This window comes from Streptomyces sp. NPDC051207 (genome assembly GCF_040682395.1).
Classification (GTDB): Bacteria; Actinomycetota; Actinomycetes; order Streptomycetales; family Streptomycetaceae; genus Streptomyces.
In genome coordinates this window covers 1-1,339 of sequence record NZ_JBFBAX010000085.1, presented here as the reverse complement: position 1 = coordinate 1,339, position 1,339 = coordinate 1, and the positions used below count along the sequence as shown (strand labels likewise).

Sequence of the window (1,339 nt, the reverse complement as noted above, 5' to 3'; positions counted from 1 at the left end):
GGCGAATTCCAGGGGTCGTTGCAACACAGAGGTCAACTGGCTGTGTCCAGGAGCTTAGCGAGGCGCTCGGCTGGGGTTTCCCAGCCGAGCGTTTTGCGTGGCCGGCTGTTCAGCTCGGCGGCGACGGCCGCCAGGTCCTCGGGGGTGTGGGCGGACAGGTCGGTGCCCTTGGGGAAGTACTGCCGCAACAGGCCGTTCGTGTTCTCGTTCGAGCCACGCTGCCAGGGGCTGGCCGGGTCGCAGAAGTAGACCGGGATGTCGGTGGTGACGGTGAAGGCCCGGTGGGCGGCCATCTCCGAGCCCTGGTCCCAGGTCAGGGACCGCCAGAGGTGCTGTGGGAGGGCCTGAACGGTCCTGGCGAGCGCATCGCGGGTGGCGATGGCGGTGTGCCCGATGGGCAGGTGCACGAGCATCAGGTAGCGGGTGGAGCGTTCGACCAGGGTGCCGATGGCGGACTTGCCGTTCCTGCCGATGATCAGGTCGCCTTCCCAGTGGCCCGGGACGGCCCTGTCGGCCACCTCGGCAGGTCGCTGGCTGATCATGACCATGTTCTTGACCGGCCGGCTGATGCGCTTGGCAGCGTGGCGGTGAGGGCGTCTCATCGCCCTGCCGGTTCGGAGGGACCGGGTCAGTTCCCGGCGGAGTTCTCCGCGGCCCTGGACGTAGAGGGCCTGGTAGATCGTCTCGTGGACCACGTGCATCTCCGGCCGGTCAGGGAAGCGGGCCCGCAGAGCCTGGCAGATCTGTTCAGGACTCCAGCGCATCGCCAGGTGATCCTGGATGAAGTCGCGCAGTTTGGGGTTCTGGCCGATCTTGCCCACCTTGGGCCGCGGGCGGCGCCGTTCGGCTCGACGGTGGGCGTGAAAGGGCTGGTAGCTGAAGCCGCCCCTGGGCATGGGCCGCCGGTTGCGGCGGATCTCCCGGCTGATGGTGGAAGGGCTGCGGCCCAGCTCGGCGGCGATCTGCCGAACGGACGCCTTCTCGCGCAGCCGGTCGGCGATGTGGATGCGGTCGTGCTCCTGGAGGTACCGCGACGGGGTCGGAGGCAGTTCCTCTGCCGGTTCCGGGGCATGTCCCGGAACCGGGTAGATCGGAGGAACTGCCTTCTGGCCGCGTGGTGGGGAGTGCCAGCCGTTGCGCCACCGCTTGCCGGTGCGCAGGTTGATGCCGACTATCCGGGCGGCTTCCCGCGTGCTGTAGCCCTGCTCCATGAGCAGGAAGTATGCGGCCCGTTCCCGGGCCATCCTCTTCCCGGTCGGCCGCCCCCGGTTCTCCCGGATCTCGAAGTCCATCGCATCCCCTGAGCTGGGGTGTTGCAACGACCACTAGAACTCAAGGG

General features: G+C 68.4%; 1 protein-coding gene. It reads right to left on the bottom strand.

Annotated elements, in window-relative coordinates:
- Nucleotides 1-32: 32 nt before the first annotated feature.
- Entirely contained in the window at nt 33-1,244 is a 1,212-nt protein-coding gene (locus AB0M97_RS30805; RefSeq protein WP_365964272.1) for an IS30 family transposase, read from the bottom strand.
- Between the last annotated feature and the right edge of the window lie 95 nt (nt 1,245-1,339).